This is a genomic window from Corallococcus sp. AB018 (genome assembly GCF_003986945.1).
In the GTDB taxonomy this organism is placed as follows: Bacteria; Myxococcota; Myxococcia; order Myxococcales; family Myxococcaceae; genus Corallococcus; species Corallococcus exiguus.
On record NZ_RAWR01000312.1, the window covers coordinates 1 to 8,815 of the forward strand.

The window sequence follows — 8,815 nt, forward strand, 5'->3', positions numbered from 1 at the left end:
GGCATACTGCGGCCCCGTGAGCGAGACCGAAGCGAAGGCCCCCACCCACCCCGGTGACCTGCGAGCGGCCCTGGCCGCGTGGCGGGAGGCCGTGGGCGAAGCGCACGTCATCCTGGACACCGAAGCGCTGGAGGCCGCGGAAACGGCCACCTTCGCCACCACCCAGCGCATCCCCGCCATCGTGCGGCCGGCGGACACGGCGCAGGTGCAGGCGTGCCTGCGCATCGCCAGCGAGCACCGCGTGCCGGTGTACCCGGTGAGCGCCGGCCGCAACTGGGGCTACGGCTCGCGCGTGCCTCCCGGCGACGGCAGCGTGCTGCTGGACCTGGGGCGGATGAACCGCATCCTCGCGCACGACGAACAGCTCGCGTACCTCACCGTGGAGCCCGGCGTGACGTTCCGCCAGGCCTACGAGTACCTGCGCGACAAGGGCTCCTCCACGTTCATCACCACCATCGGCGGGTCGCCGGACGCGAGCATGGTGGGCAACGCGCTGGAGCGCGGTGACGGGGCCGGTCCCAACGCGGACATCTTCCAGCACGTGTGCGCGCTGGAGGCCGTGCTCCCCACGGGCGAGCGCGTGGAGACGGGCCACGCGCGCTTCCCCGGCGCCCGCTCCGCCCCGGTGTTCCGCTGGGGCCTGGGCCCGGTGCTGGACGGCCTCTTCAGCCAGTCGTCACTGGGCGTGGTGACGCGGATGACGTTCTGGCTGGCGCGCAAGCAGCCCTGGCTGCGCGACTTCTTCTGCGCCGTGAACGACGACGCCCAGCTCTGGGACATGGTGGACCGGCTCCAGGCCCTGGCCCTGGATGGCACGCTCAAGGGCAGCTTCTTCTTCTGGAACGACATCAAGGCCTACAGCATCACCCAGCAGTTCCCCTACCCCTCCGTGGGCCGCGCGCCGCTACCGGACTGGGCCCGCGAGAAGCTCCGCGAGGGCTTTGGCCGCTGGGCCATCAGCGGCACCCTCATCGCCCCGGACGCGGAGATGGGCGCCCTCTTGGAGAAGCGGCTCGCACGCGCCGTGGAAGGCGCCTTCCGCCCCCTGTCCTTCGGCCCGGTGGCCCCCTTCGGCGAGGGCACGCTCCAGGGCGTCCCCACCGAAACCAACCTCGCCATGGCCTACTGGCGCAAGCGCACGCCCAAGCCGGAGGACCCGCACCCGGATCGCGACCGCTGCGGCTTCATCTGGTGCTCCGTCGCCGTCCCCTTCACCGGCCCGGAGGCGAAGCGCGCCACGGACATCGCCGATCGCGTCCCCCGCCTCTTCGGGTTCGAACCCAACCTCGCGCTCCTCGCCCACTCCCCGCGCTGCGTCTATCTGGTCACCGCGCTCGCCTATGACCGGGACGTCCGCGGCGAGGACGCCCGCGCCCAGGCCTGCTACCGCGCCCTCTCTCGCGAACTGGCGGACGCGGGGTACCACCTGACCCGAGCCGGACTCCAGGCGCAGGACGCCGCACCGCCCGTGCGGGACGACTCCGCGGAGGTGCGAAAGCGGCTGAAGGCGGCGTTCGACCCAGAGGGAATCCTGGCTCCCGGGAGATCCGAGCCCTGAGGGCGCGGCGGATCAGAAAGAAAAAAGAGGAGCGGAAACTTTCTCGGGTGCGCCCCCGATACTCTCTCAAGTCACAAGATTTCCCACCGCGCATCGCGCCCGCCGGAGCCCCCTTCCATGGCCATCGAGACCAACCGCTACCGCCCCGTGTTCCGGAACCCCACGACGCCCGCTCCGGCCAACGGGACGCAGGTGCGCCGCGAGGTGCAGGCCCAGACGCAGAACCGGGCCCAGGGCGAGGCGACCATCGACCTGAACCGTGGCGTGCAGGGCAACCGCGTCACCACCAGCAACCAGGCCAACCCCAACACCACGACGGACATCCAGAAGCAGCTGGAGACCAGCCGCTTCGACCAGACCGTCGCCTCCGGTGAGTGGAACAAGAACTGGACCGCGGCTTCCGGCTCCCACACCTCCGGTGACGTGAACGGCAACTTCCACAACACCGTGGAAGGCCAGGCGCTGACGGCGGACGTGTCCGCGCAGGGCAACGTCTCCATCGACCCGCTGCACGGCAAGATTGGCGCCGAGGGCTCCGTCGACGTGAAGGCGGACCTGGTGCGCGGCTCCGTGGAAGGCCACGTGGACAGCGCCGTGGGCCGCACCGAGTGGGGCGCGGAGGGCAACGTGGGCGCCGAGGCGACCGCCACGGGCCAGGTGGTGCTGGACCCGCTGCACGGCCAGGCCGCTGCCTCCGTGCACGGTGAGGCCTTCGCCGGCGCCCGCGCCAGCGCGGAAGTCACCCAGGAGATTGGCCCCGCGACCGTCACTGCCGGCGCGGAAGCCTTCGCCGGCATCGGCGTGGAGTTCGAGGCCAACGTCGGCCTGAAGGACGGCAAGCTGTCCGCCAACTTCGACGTGGGCGCGGCGCTGGGCATCGGCGCCAGCGTGGAGTTCGGCTTCTCCGTCGACGTGGGCAAGGTCGGCGACGCCGCCAAGGCCGCCGTCGAGGGCGTGGGCAACGCGGTGCAGAACGTCGGCGAGGGCATCAAGAACGTCGGCGAGGGCATCAAGAACGTCGGTGAAGGCATCAAGGACGCGCTGAGCAAGTGGTAGTCGCGGGCCCCGTCCGGCCGCCTCCCACCTGAAGCTCTTCCCAGGGCCTCGTCCATCCGGGCGAGGCCCTTCCTTTTTCCCCGTTGCTCGACAGCCCCCGCCCCCTGGGGGACACTTTCCATCATGAACTCTCTGGAAACCCTTCTCGCGCAGGGTCAGGTGGCCCAGGCCAAGGCCGAGGCCGAGAAGCTCCTCGCGAAGAACCCCAACCACCGCGACGCGCTGGTGGTGATGGCCAAGCTGGCGCTGGTGGAGAACAAGGTGCCCCAGGCGGAAGGACTGCTCGCCAAGGCGGAGGCCCAGGGCGCCACGGCGGAGACCGGCCTGGTGCGCGCGAACATCGCCGCCCAGAAGGGCCAGCTCGACGCCGCCCTCAAGGCCTACCAGGGCGTGCTCGCGGTGGAGCCCAACCGCGCCGAGGCTTGGTTCGGCAAGGGCATGATGCTGATCAAACAGGACAAGGCGCCCCAGGCGCTGGAGGCCCTGTCCCAGGCCGCGAAGGCGGCGCCCCAGAACCCGGTGTTCCGCTACCGGCTGGGTCAGGTGCAGCTGGAGGCGGGCCAGACGGACGCCGGCCTCGCCACGCTGCGCGAGGTCCTCACGCTGGCGCCGCGCTTCGTGCCCGCGTACCTGAGCCTGTCGCACGCGCTGTCCGCCCAGGAGAAGCTGGTGGACGCGCGCAAGGTGCTGGAGCAGGGCCTCAAGGCGGTGCCCAACCAGCCGCGCATGCTCGCGTCCGTGACGGTGCTGTCCATGGCGCTGCGCGACCTGCGCACGTCCTACCAGGCGGCCTCCGCGCTCGCGGCCCAGCGCCCGAAGGACGCGGACGCCCAGGCGAACCTGGCGCAGCTGATGCTGGCGCGCGGTCAAATCGAACAGGCCCGGCACCTGTGCCAGACCATGGCGTCGCTGGGCGTCGCCAGCGAGTCGCTGAAGATGGCGGAGGCCACCTGCTTCGAGTCGCAGGAGCCGCCCGCGTACGACAAGGCCATCGCCGCGTACGAGCAGGGCATGGGCCTGGCGCCGGACGGCTGGCGCGCGGCGAACAACCTGGGCCAGCTGCTGCTGCGCGTCCCCTCGGAGCCGGCGAACGCGCACCTGCCGCGCGCGGTGACGGTGCTGGAGGAGGCCGTGCGCCGCGCCCCGGACCGCCCGGAGCCGCTGCTCAACCTGGCGCTCGCGCAGGCGCGCCTGGGCCAGGAGCAGAAGGCGAAGGAGCTGGTGCAGAAGGTGCTCGCCATGCCGCTGGCGGAGGACACCGACCTGCACGAGGAGGCCGTGCGCCTCTCGCAGACGCTGTCCAAGGCCTGAAGCAGGCCGGACGGACGGACGGCCCGCGCTACTCGTTGAAGTCGAGCGTGGGCACGTCCTCGTCGCCGGTCGCCGACTGGTACACGTGCCAGGCGGTGGCCAGGTCCTGGAAGGGCAGGCCCACCCCGGCGAACACCGTCACCTGTTCCTGGGACGTGCGCCCGGGCTTGAGGCCCGCGAGGACCTCGCCCAGCTCCGCGTGGATGGCGGCCTCCGTGAGCCCCACCGCGCCCGCCGCGCCAGTGGAGACGCTCAAGCCGCGGTGGTCGCAGACGAACAGCGATTGCTCGAGCAGGTCCTGGGACAGCTCCGCCTTGCCCGGCTCGTCCGCGCCCAGCGCGGTGATGTGCGTGCCCGGCTGCACCATGCCCGCGTGCAGGAAGGGCTGGTGGCTCCACGTCGCCGTCACCACGATGTCCGCGTCCGCGACGGCCTCCGCCACGGACGTCTCCACGCGCACGGGCAGGTTCAGCTCCTGGTACATGCGCTGCGCGTAGGCGTTCGCGTGCGCGATGTTGGTGTCGTAGACGCGCACCTGGCTGAGCGTGCGCACCAGCCGCAGCTGCTTGAGCTGGAGCACGCCCTGGCGGCCGGCGCCAATCACCGCCACGCGCGTGGCGTCCGGCCGGGCCAGCACGTCCGCGGCCAGCGCGCCCACCACGCCGGTGCGCACGGCGGTGAGGTGGCCGGAGTCCATCACCGCGAGCAGCCCTCCCGTCACCAGGTCGTGCAGGTGCACCACGCCCTGGATGGCGGGCTTCTGCGCGGGGAACTTCGCGTGCACCTTCACCGTGTACGCGGGGATGCCGGGCACGCAGCCGGGGAAGAGCACCAGCGCGGTGCCCAACGAGTGCAGCGGCGCGCGCACGCGCTGCGGGGCCACCGTGCGGGCCAGGACGTCAGTGCGGAAGGCCTCGCGCAGGTCGTCCAGGAGCAGGAGCGCCTGGATGTTGCGGGCCACGGCGGAGCGGTTGAGCAGGAGGGTGGGCATGCTTTGACGGCCACCCTACCCGAGCATGCGCATGCCCTGGGGCGCGAACGTCCCCAGGGCTGGCCGAGCGCACGAAGGTGAACGGCGCGCCGGGCGGTGCGTCCGAGGCCCGGCCCGGAACCCGCGGCCGAGGGCTCGTGGCGCGTCTCCATCCGACGCGGGGGCGAAGCACGCCGGGGGCACCATGCGCAGACTTTTCGCGAGGGGCGGCGCGACCGGGCGAGGGGCCCGGGGAGACGGGCGATGCAGGAGCCGGATTCACACTCCGTGGACGAGCATGCGCGCAGCGGGCCTCGCCCCTCCGCGGCGGAGTTCCTGCGCGCGAACCACGACACGCTGCTGACGGAATGGCAGCAGGCGGTGATGCGGGACCTGGGCGGCAAGGACGCCGCCCGCCCTCCCTGGCTCATCGACCACATGCCGGAGCTGCTCACCGCGCTGGCGGATGCGATGGAGCTGGGGCCGGAGGCGCTGGACGAACGCATGGAGGCGGCGCACGCCGCGGCCCGGATCGACGCGGGCTTCAACCTGGGCGAGGTGGCGCAGGAGTACGCGCTGCTGCGCCGCTGCATCCTCCACCGGCTGGAGACGCTGGAGCAGCGGCTGCGGCCCGGCGACCTCACGCGGCTGGAGGAGACGCTCGACCGGGTGGTCACCCGGACGATGACGTTCTTCTGGGACATGAAGCAGCGCATCCTCCAGACGCTGGACCGCATGTCCGAGGCGACGCTGGACGACCCGGACATGGAGACGCTCCTGGAGCGCCTGCTCACCCGGCTGATGGAGTCCGCGCTCACCGTGAACACCGCGGCGGTGATGCTGCGGGAGGACGACGCGCTGGTGGTGCGCGCCGCGGTGGGCCTGGGCACGGACGAGGTGAAGGGCCTGCGCGTGCCGGTGGGCCAGGGCGTGAGCGGGCTGGCGGCGTTGGAGCGGCGGCCCTTCTTCGTCCGCTCGGCCGCCACCGACCCGCGCGTCCTCTTGGGGCCACTGCGCCGCGCGGGGCTGCGCGCGTTGTATGGCCTGCCGCTCATGGACGGCGAGCGGCTGCTGGGCATGGCGTACATGGGCTCGCGCACGGCCTTCGCCTTCTCCGACGCGGACGTACTGCTCTTCCACGCCGTCGCGGAGCGGGCGTCCGCGCACATCGCCCAGACGGAGCTGCACGCGCGTGAACACGAGGCACGCCAGGAGGCCGAGCGGTCGCTGGCGCTGCTGGACTCGCTGCTGGACGCGGCGCCCGTGGGCATCGCGTTCCTGGACCAGGACCTGCGCTACCTGCGCATCAACGGCACGCTGGCGCGGCTCAACAACAAGCCCGTGGAGGACCACCGGGGCCGCACGCTGCATGAGATGGTCCGCATCGGCGCCGTGGCCCCCATCGAGCGGGCGCTGCGGCAGGTGCTGGAGACCGGGCGGCCCGTGCAGGACGTGCTCCTCGAAGGACCGGATCCGGTGCGGGGCCGCGCGGGCGTCTGGCGCGCGGACTACTTCCCGGTGCGCACCCCGGACGGCGCGCTGCTCGGCGTGGGCAGCACGGTGGTGGACATCACCGACCTCAAGCGCGCGGAGGACGCGCTCCAGCAGTCCATCGACTTCCGCGAGGAGCTCATCGCCGTCCTGGGCCACGACCTGCGCAACCCCCTGCACGCGGTGAACGCGTCGGCCTTCATGCTGGGCAAGCTTCCGGAGCTGGACACGCCCTCGCGCCGCTCCGTGGATCGCATCCGCAAGGCCACGGCGCGGATGACGCGGATGATCAACGACATCCTCGACTTCGCGCGCAGCCGCCTGGGCGGGGGCATCCCGGTGGCACGTCAGCACGTGAACATGGAGGAGCTGTGCCAGGGGATGCTGGAGGAGCTGCAAGTCGTCTACCCGGAGCGGCCCCTCCTGCTGGAGGTGCACGGGGACGACCTGTGGGGGGACTGGGACCCGGACCGCGTGACGCAGGTGCTGGGCAACCTGGTGGTGAACGCGCTGCAACACGCGAAGAACGACTCGCCCGTCATCACCACGCTCACGGGTGAGGCCACGGACGTGGTGATGCGGGTGCGCAACGAGGGCGAGCCCATCCCCCCGGAGCTGCTGCCGCACCTGTTCGACCCATTCAAGCCGTCCAGCACGCCGGAGCAGGGCGGCAAGCAGCGCAGCCTGGGGCTCGGGCTCTACATCGTGAGTGAGATCATCCACGTGCACCAGGGCACCGTCCGCGTGGAGACCTCGCTGGGCCAGGGCACGACCTTCACCGTGCGCTGGCCCCGCGTCCCCCTGCCCCCGGGCTACCTGGAGCCGTGAGCTGGCATCACGGCGCGGCCTTCACCTCGGACGCGGGCGCGATGGCGAGCGTGTGCACGGCCTCCGCGAGCATGCGCGTGCTCAGGTCCAGCGTCTCCAGCGCGATGGATTCATCCGGGGCGTGGCCGGTGTAGGGCTCGTTGGGGAACGCGGGCCCGAAGTCCACGGCGCGAGGGAACAGCCGCGCGTAGGTGCCGCCGCGGATGGAGCCGGGCACCGCGTCCGGCGCCTTGCGCTGCCGCTGGTAGATGTCCATCAGCGTCTTCACCAGCGGGCCGGACGTGTCCGCCACGTGCGGGTCGCCCAGGTAGCGGCCGGAGCCCTCCTTCACCTGGCCACCGGAGTCCTCGCCCACGCGCTTCGCGGCGGCGTCCAGCGACGCGTTGAAGGCCGCCGCGTCCTGGCCCTGCGGCCGGCGCATGTTGACGCCCAGGGACACGGTGCCGTCCTTCACGCGCAGCACGGTGGGCGCCACGAGCAGCGGGCCCATCAGCGCGTCCTGGTACTTCAGCCCCAGCTTCTCGCCGTGGTGGTCGCCGTCGAAGCGCTTCGACACCACGCGCAGCAGCGCCGCGATGCCGTTGTCCTCCAGTGACAGACGCGAGGCCACGGCGGACAGGTCCCAGAGCGCGTTGTGGCCCTCGTCCGCGGTGGACGAGTGCACCGCCACGCCGTGGGCGGTGAGCACCACGGTGTTGCCCTCGCGCTTCGCGTCGGCCTTCAGGTCCTTGCGGGAGGGGGACTCCTGGGCGATGGCGGCCTTCACGGCGGCGAGCACCGTCTCCGGCGTCTGGCCCTTCACGGGCGTGAGCTTCAGCGTGGCGGTGCCGGGCACCTGGGTGAGGAACTCGCCCGCGCTCACGTCCACGGCGCGCGCGACGGTGCCCTCCTTCGGCGTGGCGAGGGCCGCGCCCACGGGCGCCTCCAGCGTCCACGCGACGAAGCCGGACTGCGCGGCCATCACCGGGTAGCCGGAGTCCACGGAGATGACGTGCGTGGGCTTGGGCTGCGTGTCCGCGTAGTTCTTCATGCCGGACCAGTCGCTCTCCTCGCCGTTGCCGATGATGATCAGCACCTTGCCCTGGGGCTTGAGGCCCAGGTCCCTGGCCATGGCCAGCGCGACGAGCCCGGAGGCGATGGGGCCCTTGTCGTCCTCCACGCCGCGGCCGTACAGGCGGCCCTTCTCCACCACCGGCTTGAAGGGGGCGCGCTTCCACTCATGGGCGGGCGCGGGGACGACGTCGCCATGGAACACGAGCCCCAGCAGCGGCTCGCCTTCACCCCAGGACAGCTCGAAGACGTCGTTGTCGCCCACGGTGCGGAAGCCGAAGCCGTGCTGCTTCGCCCACGCCTCCAGGGCGCGGCCCATGGCGGCCACCTCCGGGTTCTTCGCGGCGGGGGCTTCGCTGCTCACGGTCTTGAAGCGGACGAGCGTCTGGGTGAGGGCCACCACGTCATCCAGTGCACAGGCCTGGACGTAGGCGGCGTAACGCTCCGCGGCGGAGGCGCCCTTCAGGGCGGCGTCGGAGAAGCGGGCGGCGCGGGCGGCGGCGAAGGCCTCACCGTGCACGGAGGCAGCGGCCTGGCCGTGCAGCGGGTCC

General features: G+C 72.1%; 6 protein-coding genes. 4 read left to right on the forward strand and 2 right to left on the reverse strand.

The window, feature by feature from the left end; genetic code table 11:
* From D7Y11_RS39600 to D7Y11_RS39610, 3 genes are all read left to right on the forward strand, one after another.
* Window positions 1-1,558: FAD-binding oxidoreductase (locus D7Y11_RS39600; RefSeq protein ID WP_233607549.1), on the forward strand; the 1,558-nt coding region annotated here is incomplete at its 5' end.
* A 117-nt stretch (window positions 1,559-1,675) separates the two neighbouring features.
* Window positions 1,676-2,614: a hypothetical protein gene (locus D7Y11_RS39605; protein WP_120581092.1), complete on the forward strand. Its 939-nt coding sequence runs from the start codon at window positions 1,676-1,678 to the stop codon at window positions 2,612-2,614.
* A 123-nt stretch (window positions 2,615-2,737) separates the two neighbouring features.
* Window positions 2,738-3,925: a tetratricopeptide repeat protein gene (locus D7Y11_RS39610; protein WP_126936282.1), complete on the forward strand. Its 1,188-nt coding sequence runs from the start codon at window positions 2,738-2,740 to the stop codon at window positions 3,923-3,925.
* 28 nt (window positions 3,926-3,953) lie between these two features.
* Here D7Y11_RS39610 and D7Y11_RS39615 read toward each other — a convergent pair whose 3' ends face one another.
* Window positions 3,954-4,916: an ornithine cyclodeaminase family protein gene (locus D7Y11_RS39615; protein WP_120581094.1), complete on the reverse strand. Its 963-nt coding sequence runs from the start codon at window positions 4,914-4,916 to the stop codon at window positions 3,954-3,956.
* Window positions 4,917-5,183: 267 nt separating this feature from the next.
* Between D7Y11_RS39615 and D7Y11_RS39620 the strand changes: the two genes are divergently transcribed.
* A complete protein-coding gene (locus D7Y11_RS39620; protein ID WP_233605287.1) occupies window positions 5,184-7,214 on the forward strand; it encodes an ATP-binding protein in 2,031 nt (676 codons plus the stop codon).
* A gap of 7 nt (window positions 7,215-7,221) precedes the next feature.
* Here the strand turns inward: D7Y11_RS39620 and D7Y11_RS39625 are convergent, their stop codons facing one another.
* On the reverse strand, window positions 7,222-8,808 hold the full coding sequence (locus D7Y11_RS39625; protein WP_233607550.1) for a Sapep family Mn(2+)-dependent dipeptidase: 1,587 nt from the start codon (window positions 8,806-8,808) through the stop codon (window positions 7,222-7,224).
* Window positions 8,809-8,815: the final 7 nt, after the last annotated feature.